Below are 13,614 nucleotides of genomic sequence, written 5' to 3'. Positions count from 1 at the left end.
GAGTGCGGGGCGGGGCCCGAAAGGCATTGCGAAAAAAGAGCGTGGCGCAACATGACGCACAGCTGAAAAGCCGTGCCATTCTATGTTGCCTGCTGGTCACAAAGTTCCTGTAAATGCGCGTTTACGGGTAATTCCTAGGCCGCGCCGCCACGATGCTTGAAGATTGAAATGTTGCGTCGGCGGCGCATCGCCGCGTGGTTTTTCTTCTAAGATCTCGTCATCACAGTCGTGTCGCAGAGGGTCGTGTGAATTTCGTTTTTCGTCGTGACGAGTTGCTGGTCGAGGAAGCCACCAGCGTATTGCCGGACCTGGACGCCTGTGTGCGCGCCGGGCTCGGGGCCGAGGCCTTGCAGCCGGTCTGGGCCGCGCCCGAATCGCCGGCCCGCGCCGCGCATGTCGAGCCGGGCATCGAGGCGCCGCATGGCTACGCCTTCAAGAAGCTGCGGTCCCTGTTCGGGGTGCTGGACGAAGAACGCATGGCCCTCGCGGGGCGCGCCTACCAGATCGCCGAATGGGCCCGTACCCACCGTTTCTGCGGCGCCTGCGGCGCCGCCACCACGCGCGTCAGCGGCGAGTTCTGCCAGCGCTGCCCGGCCTGCGGGTTCTCGGCCTATCCGCGCATCTCGCCGGCCATGATGGTGCTGATCCGCAAGGGCGACAGCATCCTGCTGGCGCGCCACACCGCCAACGCCACCGGGCGCTACACGGCGCTGGCCGGCTTCGTCGAGCCGGGCGAGAGCATCGAGCAGACGGTGCATCGCGAGGTGCTGGAAGAGGTCGGCCTGAAGGTCGGCAACCTCAAGTACTTCGGCAGCCAGTCGTGGCCGTTCCCGCATTCGCTGATGGTGGCCTACACGGCCGAGTACGTGTCCGGCGACATCCGCGTGCAGGAAGACGAGATCGCCCATGCGCAATGGTTCGGCCCGGGCGACCCGATGCCCGAGATCGCGGCGCGCATCTCCATCGCCGGTTCGCTGATCCGCGCGCACCTGCCGGCGGGCTGGGACGCGCCGTAGCGTCCAGGCGGCCCGCCATCCCTAGGGTATTCCCTCGAAACGAGGGTTTTTTTGTGTCCCTGATTTATTTTTTATTGATGAAATATAGATAAATTATTAGTATTTCGCGCAGATAAACTTGTTGCGCAGCCGTTATGACCTCCACGCTGATCGCCTCGTCGGCCCACCTGGCCGGAGGCAGCGCGCCCGATCTGTCCGAAGTCGAATTCGGCCTGATGATCGCCAGCCACGCCTTTGACCGCTGGACCGTGCGCTGCATGGCCGCGGCGGGCCTGCCCGACCTGACGCCCACCGACGTCATGGTGTTCCACCACGTGTTCCATCGCCAGCGCCCCAAGAAGCTGGCCGACATCTGCTTCACGCTCAACGTCGAAGACACGCACATCGTCAATTACGCGCTGAAAAAGCTCGACCGCCTGGGCGTGGTCAAGGGCGAGCGCGCCAGCAAGGAAGTGTTCTACAGCGTCACGCCCGAGGGCGCGGCCATCATCAAGCGCTACGGCGAAATCCGCGAGCAATGCCTGACCGCCGGCCTCGATGCGCCGGGCGGGGGCGGCCTGGAATTCAGCCGCCAGCTGGCGCACACGCTGCGCGCCCTGTCCGGCCTGTACGACCAGGCCGCGCGCGCCGCGACCTCCCTGTAACCGATACGCGGGGCCACGCCCCGTACCACAACCCGCACGCCGCGGCCGGCAGCGCCGTGGCGGCTTCTTGTACCCGAGGATGAATATGAAGTGGCAATTCTGGATTGATCGTGGGGGCACCTTCACCGACATCGTGGCGCGCCGCCCCGACGGCACCACCACCACCGCGAAGATGCTGTCGGAGAACCCCGAGCAGTACCGCGACGCGGCGGTGGCGGGCATCCGCAAGCTGCTGGGCATCGCGCCCGGCCAGCCGGTGCCGGCCGAGCAGGTCGAATGCGTCAAGATGGGCACCACGGTCGCCACCAACGCGCTGCTCGAGCGCAAGGGCGAACGCACGCTGCTGGTGACCACCCGCGGCTTCCGCGATGGCCTGCGCATCGCCTACCAGAACCGTCCGCGCCTGTTCGACCGCAACGTGCTGCTGCCGGAAATGCTCTACGAGGCCGTGGTCGAGGCCGACGAGCGCGTCGCCGCCGACGGCGAAGTGATCCGCGACCTGGACGAAGCGGCGCTGCGCCGCGACATGCAGGCGGCCTACGACAGCGGCATCCGCACGGTCGCCATCGTCTTCATGCACGCCTGGCACGCCACCGCTCACGAACAGCGCGCCGCCCGCATCGCGCGCGAGATCGGCTTCACCCAGGTGTCGGCCTCGCACGAGGTCAGCCCGCTGATCAAGTACGTCTCGCGCGGCGACACCACGGTGGTCGACGCCTACCTGTCGCCCATCCTCAAGCGCTACGTCGACCAGGTGGCCAGTGAGCTGCCCGGCATCCGCCTGATGTTCATGCAATCGAGCGGCGGCCTGACCGACGCGCACCGCTTCCGCGGCAAGGACGCCATCCTGTCCGGCCCGGCCGGCGGCATCGTCGGCATGGTGCGCACCAGCGAGCAGGCCGGCTTCGACAAGGTCATCGGCTTCGACATGGGCGGCACCTCCACCGACGTGTCGCACTACGCCGGCGAATTCGAACGCGAATTCGAGACCCTGGTGGCCGGCGTGCGCATGCGCGCGCCGATGATGAGCATCCACACGGTCGCGGCCGGCGGCGGCTCGATCCTGCATTTCGACGGCGCGCGCCTGCGCGTCGGCCCGGATTCGGCCGGCGCCAACCCCGGCCCCGCCTGCTACCGCCGCGGCGGCCCGCTGGCCGTGACCGACTGCAACGTGCTGCTCGGCAAGATCCAGCCTGATTTCTTCCCCAAGGTGTTCGGCCCCGACGCCGACGAAGCGCTGGACCGCGACGCCGTCGTGCAGCGCTTCGAAGCCATGGCCGACGAGGTCCGCGCCGCCACCGGCCGAGACATGACGCCGGAACAGCTGGCCGAGGGCTTCCTCGAAATCGCCGTCGGCAACATGGCCGAAGCGATCAAGCGCATCTCGGTGCAGCGCGGCCACGACGTCACCGAGTACGCGCTGACCGTGTTCGGCGGCGCCGGCGGCCAGCACGCCTGCCTGGTGGCCGACGCGCTCGGCATGACCACCGTGTTCGCGCACCCGCTGGGCGGCGTGCTGTCGGCCTACGGCATGGGCCTGGCGGACCAGACCGACATGCGCCAGAAGACCGTCGAGAAGGTGCTCGACGCCGCGCTGATGGCCGAGCTGCAAGGCGAGCTGGACGCGCTGGCCGAGCAGGCCGTGGGCGAACTGCGCCGCCAGCACGTGGCCGACAACGACATCCAGGTGCAGCGCCGCCTGCACCTGAAGTACCGCGGCACCGACACCGCGCTGGACGTGGCCTATGGCACGCTGGAACAGGCGCGCGCGGATTTTGAGGCAGCCTACCGCCAGCGCTATTCGTTCCTCATGCCCAACCGCGAACTGGTGGTGGAGACCATCTCGGTGGAAGCCACCGGCGGCGGCGAGCGCGTCACCGAGACGCCCGCCTCGCGCAGCCGCGACGGCGCGCTGGCGCCGCGCCGCGCGGTGCGCATGTACAGCGGCGGCGCCTGGCGCGACACCCCGTTGTACGTGCGTGAAGACATGGCCGGCGGCGACGTGGTGGCGGGTCCCGCCATCATCTCCGAGCCGAACCAGACCACCGTGGTCGAACCCGGCTGGCAGGCCGAGCTGACGCAGCAGGACCACTTCGTGATCCGCCGCGTCGAGGCCCGTCCGCAGCGCCGCGCCGTCGGCACCCAGGCCGACCCGGTGATGCTGGAGGTGTTCAACAACCTGTTCATGTCGATCGCCGAGCAGATGGGCTACCGCCTGCAGAACACGGCATACTCGGTCAACATCAAGGAACGCCTGGACTTCTCCTGCGCCATCTTCGATGCCAAGGCCCGCCTGATCGCCAACGCGCCGCACATGCCGGTGCACCTGGGCTCCATGGGCGAGTCGGTGCGCACCGTCATGAACGCCAATGCCGGCCGCATGCAGCCGGGCGACGCCTACGTGGTCAACGACCCGTACCACGGCGGCACCCACCTGCCGGACGTCACGGTGATCACGCCGGTGTTCGACCGCAAGGGCGGCGAGATCCTGTTCTACGTCGGCTCGCGCGGCCACCACGCCGACATCGGCGGCACCACGCCGGGCTCGATGCCGCCGGATTCGAAGACGGTCGAAGACGAAGGCGTGCTGTTCACCAACTTCCAGCTGGTCAAGGGCGGCGAGTTCCGTGAACAGGCCGCGCGCGACATCCTCGGCTCGGGCCGCTGGCCGGCGCGCAATCCGGACCAGAACATCGCCGACATGCACGCGCAGATCGCCGCCAACGAAAAGGGCGTGCAGGAACTGCTGCGCATGTGCGATCACTTCGGGCTGGACGTGGTGCGGGCCTACATGGGCCACGTGCAGGACAACGCCGAAGAGGCGGTGCGCCGCGTGATCTCGGTGCTCAAGGACGGCAGCTACGAGTATCCGCTGGACAACGGCGCGGTCATCCGCGTCGCGGTGCGGGTCGACAACCAGGCGCGCAGCGCCGTGGTCGACTTCACCGGCACGTCGGACCAGCTGGACAACAACTTCAACGCCCCGGGCGCCATCGCCGTGGCCGCGGTGCTGTACGTGTTCCGCACCCTGGTCAACGACGACATCCCGCTGAACGACGGCTGCCTCGTGCCGCTGTCCATCATCCTGCCGGAAGGCTCGATGCTGCGTCCGAACCCGCCGGCCTCGGTGGTGGCGGGCAACGTCGAGACGTCCATGTGCATCGTCAACGCGCTGTACGGCGCGCTCGGCGTGCTGGCCGCCAGCCAGGGCACCATGAACAACTTCACCTTCGGCAACGCGCGCCACCAGTACTACGAGACCATCTCGGGCGGCACCGGCGCGGGGCCCGTGCGCATCGACGCCGCCGGTCCGGCCGATGAAGGCTTCCCCGGCACCTCGGTGGTGCAGGCGCACATGACCAACTCGCGTCTCACCGACCCCGAAGTGCTGGAGTTCCGCTTCCCGGTGCGGCTCGAATCGTACGAGATCCGCCACGGTTCGGGCGGCGCGGGGCGCTATGCCGGCGGCAACGGCGGCGTGCGTCGCATCCGCTTCCTGGAAGACATGACCGCCGCGATCCTGTCCAACAACCGCCTGCACGCGCCGTTCGGCCTGGCCGGCGGCGAACCGGGCGCGATGGGCCGCAACTACGTCGAACGCATCGACGGCTCGGTCCAGGAACTCGGTCCGCAGGACAGCGCCCAGCTGCATCCGGGCGACGTGTTCGTGGTCGAAACGCCGGGAGGCGGGGGCTACGGCGCCCGTTGAGTCGGCGGCATGAGGGCGGGGCGATCCGGGATGGTCATCACGGGTCGCCCCGTCACTCCGGATCGTTCATCACATCCAGCACGATCTCCGCCTTGGCCTTGCGGTCATAGACCCGCAACGTCACCTCGCCATCGCCGATCTCGAAGATCGCGGTGGCGAGCGTGTTTTCGCCATCCGGGTCCGCGGCATCGGTGCGCAGGATCGGCAAATCGCCTTCGGTATCGTGCAGCGCCGCCAGCAGGTCGGCGCCCGTGGTGGCGGGGGACCAGGTGTCGACGATGCCCTCGATGCGGCGCTGGCGGTCGCGCGACGAGTCGGTGATGATCTGCGATTGCCCCCGGCTGGCCTGGTGCACCATATGGTTGGCGTGGCCATACCGGGTGCCGATTTCCTGCGCCGAGGCGGTGCCCGGTGTCGCTTCGACACTGAAAATGCGCGCGTCGGCCGCCGATCCCAGCGTATGGTGAAAGCCCCCCGCGCGCGGGGTGTCGCGCAGCAGCGCCACCGCCTCGTCCAGCGTGGCGCAGTCGAGCACCGCGCGGGCCAGCAGCATGCGCGGCACGCCGGCATGGCGTTGCCGGGTGCGCAGGTTGTTGATGGTCTGCACCAGGCCGGCGCGGTTGGCGCCGAAGGTATGGCCCGGCAGCGAACCCGGATAGTAGAAACTCAGGTAGCCCGGCGCGTCCTCCAGCGCCACGTCGACCAGGTGGCAGCGGCCGTAAAGGTAGGGGTCGCCGTCCTCGTTGTGGCCGATCCAGCGGGTGCCGTCGGCGGCTTTCAGCGCCACCGAGGTGCAGCCGTCGCCGCTGCCGCTGCTGTGCAGAAGGTCGCCGCGGCAATTCCACAACAGCACGTCGGCCAGCGGCATGTCCAGCCCCTCGGCCAGCCCCTCCAGTTCGTCCCACAGGGCGGGCAGGGCGGTCCGGGCCTGTTCGCCCAGCTCGTCCAGGTACGGGTGGCCGCGCCAGGGGCGCAGCGCCTTCCAGGTGGCGCTCTGGTCCAGGTAGGTCGCCATCAGCGGGCGGGCCAGCTTGCCCAGCGCCGCGCCGACCTGGCGCCGGTTGCCGGCGATGCGTACATACTTGTAGGGCATGGGGATTCTCCGGGGTGTCATGCGGATTGTAATTTTTCTAAGCTCTCTGCGGTGGGGACGGATGCGTTAACATGCCCCGTAAGTTGCTCCGGCGATCCCGGCGTGGCCCGCGCATCATGTTCCAACTAAAACCCGGGTGCTATCGGCCCCCAAGAGGAGAGTTTCATGATTAAACGTAAAGTCGCCGCCGCCTTGGTCGGCCTGTCCGTGGCCATGTTTGGCGCCGCCTCCGGCGCCTACGCCCAAGGCAAGGAATTGGTGGTGGCCACCGATACCGCTTTCGTGCCGTTCGAGTTCAAGCAAGGCAACACCTACACCGGCTTCGACGTCGACCTGTGGGCCGCCATCGCCAAGGAATTGAACGTCAAGTACAAGCTGCAGCCGATGGACTTCAACGGCATCATCCCTGGCCTGCAGACCAAGAACATCGACGTCGCGCTGGCCGGCATCACCATCCGTGACGACCGCAAGAAGGTGATCGACTTCTCCGATCCCTACTACGAAAGCGGCCTGGCCATCCTGGTCGGCGACAAGAACACCGACATCAAGGACGCCAAGTCGCTGGCTGGCAAGACCGTCGCGGTCAAGACCGGCACCGCCACCGTGGACTTCCTGAAGGCCCAGGTGCCGGACGCCAAGCTCAAGCTGTTCCCCAACATCGACAACGCCTACCTGGAACTGGCCACCGGCCGGGTCGACGCCGCCGTGCACGACACGCCCAACGTCCAGTACTACGCCAACACGGCTGGCAAGGGCCGCGTCAAGGTGGTCGGCTCGGTCAAGAGCGGCGACTTCTACGGCATCGCCTTCCCCAAGGGCAGCGAACTGGTGCCGCAGGTCAACAAGGCCCTGGCCACGCTCAAGTCCAACGGCCAGTACGACGCCATCTACGAGAAGTGGTTCGGCAAGAAGCCCTGAGCTTCCCTGTCGGATTGATGTTGCATTTCGGGGCCGCCCGGCAGTCTGGGGCCCCGGCGCTTCGCTCCGGCGACGCCGGGCCCGGGACGGGGCGGCCCCGAGTCGCTTGCGCCGCCGGGCGTTCCCGCCGTGATGCGGCGCGCTGGTGCGCCATTGAGGGGTAATCGTGGATTTTGACTGGAATGTAGTGATGGATGCGCTGCCCAACCTGTGGGTGGGCACGCAGATGACCATCAAGATCACTTTCTGGGGCCTGTTCGGCGGGTTCCTGCTGGGCGCGCTCTCCGGCGTGACCCGGGCCTACGGGCACCCGATCCTGTCGGGCATCGCCCAGGTGTACGTCGCGGTGATCCGCGGCACGCCGATCGTGGTGCAGGTGATGTTCATTTATTTCGCCTTGCCGCTGCTGGCGAACATCCGGGTGGACGCCGAGTGGGCGGCCATCGTCACGCTCATCATCAACTCGGGCGCCTATATCTCCGAGATCGTGCGCGGCTCGCTGCTATCGGTGCACAAGGGCCTGAAGGAAGCCGGGCAGGCGATGGGCCTGCCGTTCCACAAGATCCTGTTCCACATCATCGGGCCGGTGGCGTTCCGCCGCATGATTCCGCCGCTGGGCAACCAGTGCATCATCAGCCTGAAGGATTCGTCGCTGTTCATCGTGATCGGCGTCGCGGAACTGACCCGCCAGGGCCAGGAAATCATGGCCAGCAACTTCCGCGCGGTCGAGATCTGGTCGGCGATCGCCATCGTCTACCTGATCCTGACGGGCACGATGGCGCTGATCCTGCACCTGGTGGAAAAAAGGATGCGCATACTATGAGCATGGTTGAATTTCATGACGTCACCAAGACGTTCGGCGAGTCCACCGTCCTGAACGGCATCTCGCTCAATATCGATGCGGGCGAAGTGGTCGTGGTGGTGGGGCCGTCCGGTTCCGGCAAGTCCACCTTCCTGCGCTGCATCAACGTGCTTGAGACGATCAATGGCGGCGACCTGCTCGTTGACGGCCTGAGCGTGCATGGCGGCGCGGCGCAGGTGCGCGAGATCCGCCGCGAGGCCGGCATGGTGTTCCAGCAGTTCAATCTGTTCCCGCAGATGACCGCGCTGCAGAACGTCATGTTCGGGCCGGTGCACACGCGCGGCCAGAGCCGCGACGAGGCGCGCGAACTGGCCGAGCAGTTGCTGCGCAAGGTCGGGCTGGGCGAGCGCATGAACCACTACCCGTCCGAGCTGTCGGGCGGCCAGCAGCAGCGCGTGGCGATCGCCCGCGCGCTGGCGATCAAGCCCAAGCTGATGCTGTTCGACGAGCCGACCTCGGCGCTCGACCCGGAACTGCGCCACGAAGTGCTGAAGGTGATGCGCGACCTGGCCGAGGAGGGCATGACCATGGTGGTGGTCACGCACGAAATGGAGTTCGCGCGCAAGGTCGGCAGCCGCCTGATCTTCATCGACGCAGGCAAGATCGCGCACGACGGTCCGCCGGCCGAGCTGCTGGACAATCCGCCCAGCCAGCGCCTGAAGGACTTCCTGCAACACGTTGCCTGAGCGCGGATCGCCCCACGCTTCAAAGGCCGCAATGAGAACGCCCCCAAGCGGGATGTCACGGATCCGGCTCCGCCGGTCCGTAGACATGCCCCCTTGAGGGGGAAGCGCGCAGCGCTTCGGGGGTGGGCTCCCCCTTCAGCCTTTCACGCGCACGATCTTCTGCACTTGCGGCACGTGGCGGATGGCGCGGATCACCTGCGCCAGGTGCTTGCGGCTATCGACCTGGATGGTCAGGTGCAGCGACACGGTCGAGACCGCGTCATCGTGCATCGTCACATGCATGATGTTGGCGTCGGCCGCCGTGACTTCGGCGGCCAGCCGGCCCAGCACGCCACGCTCGTTGCGGGTGACGATGTCCAGGCGCGTGGCCAGGTGCTTGGCGGTGTGGGCGTCCCAGGCGACGTTGATCCAGCGTTCCGGTTCGCGCAGGCGCTGGCGCATGGCCACCGGGCAGTCGGCGGTGTGCACCACCAGGCCGTGGCCCATGCGCATGCCGGCGATGATCGGGTCGCCGGGCAGCGGGCCGCAGCACGGCGCCAGCTGCACCGCCTGGCCTTCGTTGCCCTGGATCAGGATCGGGGCGCTGCGGGCCGAGGTCAGCTCGTCCACCGCCGCGGCGGTGGTGGCCACCAGTTGGTGCTCGGGCGCGAAGCGGCGCGCCACCACGGCGGCCAGGCGCTTGCCCAGGCCGATGTCGGCCAGGATTTCCTCGCGCGAGCTGGCGCCGGTGCTGCGCGCCAGCTTCTGCCAGGCCGGATCGTCGGTGGCCGGCAGCGGCATGTGCAGCTCTTGCAGGGCCTGGCCCAGCAGGCGCTCGCCGAAGGCCACCGATTCCTCGTACTTGACGGTGCGCAGGTAGTGGCGGATCTCGGAGCGGGCGCGGCCGGTGCGCACGTAGTTGAGCCATTGCGCGTTCGGGCGCGAGGCGGGCGAGGTGACGATTTCCACCGTGTCGCCGCTGTTCAGTTCCGTGCGCAGCGGCACGAACTCGCCGTTGACCTTGGCCGCCACCGCCTGGTTGCCGATGTCGGTATGGATGGCGTAGGCGAAGTCCACCGGCGTCGCGCCGCGCGGCAGCGAGATGATCTTGCCGCGCGGGGTGAAGACGTAGACGGCGTCCGGGAACAGGTCGACCTTGACGTGTTCGAGGAACTCGCCCGAATCGCCGGTCTGGCTCTGGATGTCCAGCAGCGATTGCAGCCACTGGTGGGTGCGTTTCTGCAGGTCGTTGAGCGTCAGGTCGGCGCCCTTGTACAGCCAGTGCGAGGCCACGCCTTCCTCGGCCACGTGATGCATGTCGCGGGTGCGGAACTGGAATTCCACCGGCGTGCCGTAGGGGCCCACCAGCGTCGTGTGCAGCGACTGGTAGCCGTTGACCTTGGGGATCGCGATGTAGTCCTTGAACTTGCCGGGCACCGGCCGGTACAGCTGGTGCAGCGTGCCCAGCGCCAGGTAGCACTCGGGCAGCGTGTGGACGATGACGCGGAAACCGTAGATGTCGAGCACGTCGGAGAACGACTTCTTCTGGTCGACCATCTTGCGGTAGATGCCGAACAGCGTCTTCTCGCGGCCGGTGACCTCGGCCTCGATGCCGGCGGCCGGCAGGGCGGCGCGCACCGAATCGGCGATCTTGCCGATCACTTCGCGGCGGTTGCCGCGCGCGGCCAGCACGGCCTTGTACAGCACCTGATAGCGGTTCGGGTACATGGCCGCGAAGCACAGGTCCTGCAGTTCGCGGAACAGCAGGTTCAGGCCCAGCCGGTGGGCGATGGGCGCGTAGATGTCCAGCGTTTCGCGGGCGATGCGGCGGCGCTTCTCGGGGTTGACCGCGTCCAGCGTGCGCATGTTGTGCAGGCGGTCGGCCAGCTTGATGAGGATGACGCGCACGTCGCGCGCCATCGCCAGCAGCATCTTGCGGAAACTCTCGGCCTGCTGCTCGGCCTTGGTGGCGAAGTCCAGGCGGTCCAGCTTGGACAGGCCATCGACCAGCTCGGCGACTTCAGGGCCGAATTTCTCGGCCAGCTCGTGCTTGGCGATGCCCTGGTCTTCCATCACGTCGTGCAGCAGGGCGGCGGACAACGCGTTCGCGTCGAGCTTCCAGCCCGCGCAGATTTCCGTGACGGCGATGGGGTGCGAGATGTAGGGCGAACCGCTGGCGCGGAACTGGCCCAGGTGCGCCTGATCGGCGAAGCGGTAGGCTTCGCGGACGCGTTCTACATCTTTCTTGTCGAGATAGCTGCCGATGATTTCGGTCAGCGGTGCCAGCGAGGCGACCGGCGAGGCGGTCGCATCCGCCGCTTCTTGCGCGGCGACGGAGGCTGGCGTGGGGGAATTCTTGTCTTTCTTGCCGGTGCGGCGCCCGAGACGGGAGCCGGCACGGAGCGCGGCAAGCAGACCAGATGAAGCGTACTTCAGCCCGGGAAAAGCCATGCTTGCCGCCCCCCGGAGAAGATCAGGTGGGAACTTTACGCAGCATTTCCGCGCCGGTGAGGCCGCCCGCGATTTCGCGCAGGGCCGTGACGGTGGGCTTGTCTTTGCTGTCCAGGCGCGGGGCATGGCCTTGCGCCAGCTCGCGGGCGCGGTAGGTGGCGGCCAGCGTGAGCTTGAAACGGTTGGGGATCTGATTCAGACAGTCTTCGACGGTAATGCGAGCCATTAGGACACCTGGTGCTGATGGTGGATAGGGAGAATGCGGATTCGTTTCAGTGGGCTGCCGGGATGCCGAGTTGCGCGAATAATTCGGCGTGGCGGGCGGCCTGAGACGAAAAACGCAGCCGAGCGGCGCTGACGATTTGAGTCAGTTCCGACAAGGCTACGCTAAATTCTTGATTAATAATAACATATTCGCATTCAGGCGCGTGCGCGATTTCGCCGCCCGCGGCCATCAGCCGGCGCGCGATCACTTGCGGCGCATCCTGGCCGCGCGCCTTGAGCCGGCTTTCGAGTTCCTCGATGGACGGCGGCAGCACGAAGATGCCGATCGCGCCGGGAAAACGCTGGCGCACCTGGCGCGCGCCCTGCCAGTCGATCTCCAGCAGCACGTCGCGGCCTTCGCGGGTGGCTTCGTCGATGCGGTCGCGCGGCGTGCCGTAGAAATTGCCATGCACCTCGGCCCATTCCAGCAGCCGCTGCTCGTCGCGCAGCTGCTTGAATTCGTCGATGCCGATGAAGCGGTATTCGCGGCCGTCTTCCTCGCCGGGGCGGGGCGCACGGGTGGTGCAGGAGACGGACAGGAGAATGGACGGGTCTTGCTGCAGCAAGGCCTTGACCAGGCTGGATTTGCCGGCGCCGCTGGGGGCGACGACCATGAAAACATTGCCGGAAGTGGCGTGCATGAATGTGACGAGCGTGTGATGCCGAGACCCGAAGGATAGCAAATCGCGCGGCGCGGCAGGGGGAAAACCCGCCGCGCCGCGCCGTCAGCGGGCTGCCGCCTGCGTCAGCTTGCCGCCCGGCGCGGGCGAATCGCTGCCGAGCAGGTGGCCGTTGACCTCGATGCCGTACAGCGAATCGTCGGAGTCGTGGTACTTGGCGCGGGTCTTGGCGACCGATTCGGTGTAGCGCGGATCCTGCGGCCGTTCATGCGCGTTCATGAAATACGCCACGTCCCAGGCCTCCTGGTCGCTCAGCATCCCCGCCTGGCCCAGCGGCATGTTGGCCTTGATGAAGCCGGCGGCGTTGCCGATCTGGTGCATGCCGGCGCCCCAGTTGAAGGAATCCGGCCCCCACAGCGCCGGGAACACCCAGTGCTCGCCGTTCTTCTGTCCCTTGCCCTCGGCGCCGTGGCAGACGGCGCAGTACTGGGCGTAGACCTCGCTGCCGCGCACGTAGTCGGCCTTCTGCGCCGGCGCCGGCAGCTTCAGGTAGCCCTGGCCCTTGAGGGCCACGCCGGTGGGCGCCTTGCTGGCCAGCCAGAACATGTAGGTCTGCAGCGCGGTCAGCACCGGATCGTCGGCGGCCGGCGGCTTGCCGTTCATGCTGAAGCGGAAACAGCCCTGCAGGCGCTCGGCCAGCGTGTTGACGTGGCCGTTCTTGGCCCGGTAGGCCGGATACAGCACGTAGGCCGCCCACATCGGCGCGGAATCGGGCCGGCGGCCGGCGTCCAGGTGGCAGCTGGCGCAGTTCAGGTCGTTGCCGACGAACTTGCTGGCGTTCTGCGGCGTGTGCAGGAAGATCTGTTCGCCCTGGCGCACGATCTTGCCGAATTCGGTGTCGGGCAGCGACGCGGCGCTGGGCGGCGTGAATGCGGGGCGCGCGTCGGCGGCGGCGGCCGTCGCGGTCGACATCAGCGCGCCGGCGCCCACGGCGGCCAGCAGCAACAGGCGGGCGAAGCGGTGGCGGATCGGATTCATGGCTTGGCTCCCGCGGCGGTGTTGGCTTGCGCGGCAAGCAGGTCGGCGGCCTTGGGCAGGCCGGCGTAATAGGCGGACACGGCGTCGATCTCGGCGTCGGTCAGGCGGGTGGCGACGGCCGGCATCAGGCCCAGCGGGCCGGGCGGGCGCTGGCCCTGGCGCCAGGCACGCAACTGGCCGGCGATGTAGGCCGCGGGCTGGCCGGCCAGGCTGGGGAAGTTGGCGCCGACGCCGATGCCGCCGGGGCCGTGGCACTGGTTGCAGGCGGGGACGTTCTTGTCCCAGGCGCCGCGCGTGGCGAGCCAGGCGCCGGTGTCGTCCGGCTTGGCCAGCT

The 13,614-nt window shown here is 67.7% G+C and carries 12 protein-coding genes; 6 read left to right on the top strand and 6 right to left on the bottom strand.

Translation table 11 applies throughout. The annotated features are described in order from the left end of the window. Nucleotides 1-245 precede the first annotated feature (245 nt). From nudC to AOZ53_RS07665, 3 genes are all read left to right on the top strand, one after another. A complete protein-coding gene (gene nudC / locus AOZ53_RS07675; RefSeq protein ID WP_054487452.1) occupies nucleotides 246-1,016 on the top strand; it encodes an NAD(+) diphosphatase in 771 nt (256 codons plus the stop codon). A gap of 134 nt (nucleotides 1,017-1,150) precedes the next feature. After that, on the top strand, nucleotides 1,151-1,660 hold the full coding sequence (locus AOZ53_RS07670; protein ID WP_006388202.1) for a winged helix DNA-binding protein: 510 nt from the start codon (nucleotides 1,151-1,153) through the stop codon (nucleotides 1,658-1,660). Between the two features lie 85 nt (nucleotides 1,661-1,745). Continuing rightward, on the top strand, nucleotides 1,746-5,369 hold the full coding sequence (locus AOZ53_RS07665) for a hydantoinase B/oxoprolinase family protein (protein ID WP_054487450.1): 3,624 nt from the start codon (nucleotides 1,746-1,748) through the stop codon (nucleotides 5,367-5,369). Between the two features lie 52 nt (nucleotides 5,370-5,421). Here the strand turns inward: AOZ53_RS07665 and AOZ53_RS07660 are convergent, their stop codons facing one another. Continuing rightward, nucleotides 5,422-6,462: a C45 family autoproteolytic acyltransferase/hydolase gene (locus tag AOZ53_RS07660; RefSeq protein ID WP_054487448.1), complete on the bottom strand. Its 1,041-nt coding sequence runs from the start codon at nucleotides 6,460-6,462 to the stop codon at nucleotides 5,422-5,424. Nucleotides 6,463-6,627: 165 nt separating this feature from the next. On the opposite strand from AOZ53_RS07660, the gene glnH reads away from it, so the two are divergent. The 3 genes from glnH to glnQ all read left to right on the top strand — a co-directional run bounded on the left by glnH (nucleotide 6,628) and on the right by glnQ (nucleotide 8,928). Next, entirely contained in the window at nucleotides 6,628-7,380 is a 753-nt protein-coding gene (gene glnH, locus AOZ53_RS07655) for a glutamine ABC transporter substrate-binding protein GlnH (RefSeq protein WP_054431400.1), read from the top strand. A gap of 166 nt (nucleotides 7,381-7,546) precedes the next feature. After that, nucleotides 7,547-8,203: a glutamine ABC transporter permease GlnP gene (gene glnP, locus AOZ53_RS07650; protein WP_035360348.1), complete on the top strand. Its 657-nt coding sequence runs from the start codon at nucleotides 7,547-7,549 to the stop codon at nucleotides 8,201-8,203. Further along, on the top strand, nucleotides 8,200-8,928 hold the full coding sequence (gene glnQ, locus AOZ53_RS07645) for a glutamine ABC transporter ATP-binding protein GlnQ (protein WP_054431401.1): 729 nt from the start codon (nucleotides 8,200-8,202) through the stop codon (nucleotides 8,926-8,928). Before glnP ends, glnQ begins: the two co-directional genes overlap by 4 nt. A 135-nt stretch (nucleotides 8,929-9,063) precedes the next feature. On the opposite strand, the gene AOZ53_RS07640 is transcribed toward glnQ, so the two are convergent. From AOZ53_RS07640 to AOZ53_RS07620, 5 genes are all read right to left on the bottom strand, one after another. Then, complete coding sequence (locus tag AOZ53_RS07640; protein WP_006394759.1) at nucleotides 9,064-11,358, bottom strand: RelA/SpoT family protein; 2,295 nt, start codon at nucleotides 11,356-11,358, stop codon at nucleotides 9,064-9,066. A 22-nt stretch (nucleotides 11,359-11,380) separates the two neighbouring features. After that, a complete protein-coding gene (rpoZ, locus tag AOZ53_RS07635) occupies nucleotides 11,381-11,584 on the bottom strand; it encodes a DNA-directed RNA polymerase subunit omega (RefSeq protein WP_006394760.1) in 204 nt (67 codons plus the stop codon). A 46-nt stretch (nucleotides 11,585-11,630) separates the two neighbouring features. Next, nucleotides 11,631-12,263 (bottom strand): guanylate kinase, encoded by a 633-nt coding sequence (gene gmk, locus AOZ53_RS07630; protein WP_076413045.1) that lies wholly within the window; start codon nucleotides 12,261-12,263, stop codon nucleotides 11,631-11,633. Between the two features lie 84 nt (nucleotides 12,264-12,347). Beyond that, nucleotides 12,348-13,280 (bottom strand): c-type cytochrome, encoded by a 933-nt coding sequence (locus AOZ53_RS07625; protein WP_054477395.1) that lies wholly within the window; start codon nucleotides 13,278-13,280, stop codon nucleotides 12,348-12,350. After that, nucleotides 13,277-13,614: c-type cytochrome (locus AOZ53_RS07620; RefSeq protein WP_156333317.1), on the bottom strand; the 338-nt coding region annotated here is incomplete at its 5' end. The genes AOZ53_RS07625 and AOZ53_RS07620, both read right to left, overlap by 4 nt.

This window comes from Achromobacter sp. 2789STDY5608621 (assembly GCF_001299375.1).
Lineage (GTDB): Bacteria > Pseudomonadota > Gammaproteobacteria > Burkholderiales > Burkholderiaceae_B > Achromobacter > Achromobacter insuavis.
This window is presented reverse-complemented; position numbering and strand designations above follow the sequence as displayed.